This window comes from Achromobacter sp. GbtcB20, from assembly GCF_019091095.1.
In the GTDB taxonomy this organism is placed as follows: domain Bacteria; phylum Pseudomonadota; class Gammaproteobacteria; order Burkholderiales; family Burkholderiaceae_B; genus Achromobacter; species Achromobacter mucicolens.
In genome coordinates this window covers 1-247 of the sequence record NZ_JAGXJZ010000762.1, presented here as the reverse complement: position 1 = coordinate 247, position 247 = coordinate 1, and the positions used below count along the sequence as shown (strand labels likewise).

1 protein-coding gene is annotated in these 247 nt (G+C 69.6%); it reads left to right on the top strand.

The genetic code is table 11. The annotated features are described in order from the left end of the window. Window positions 1-247 (top strand): ATPase, T2SS/T4P/T4SS family (locus KVT32_RS31020; protein WP_217619524.1); only part of this gene is annotated, 247 nt, incomplete at both ends.

The following is a 247-nucleotide window of genomic DNA, read 5'->3' as shown; positions in this document are numbered from 1 at the left end:
CGCGCGCTGGTGAAGAACTCGCTGCGCATGCGGCCCGACCGCATCATCCTGGGCGAGGTGCGCGGCCGGGAGGCGCTCGACATGCTGCAGGCGATGAACACCGGCCACGAAGGTTCGCTCGCCACGATCCACTCGAACACGCCGCGCGACGCACTGGCGCGGCTCGAGAACATGGTCGGCATGGCCGGCGTGAACCTGACGCCGCGTGCGATCCGCCAGCAGATCTGTTCGGCCGTGACGGTGGTGG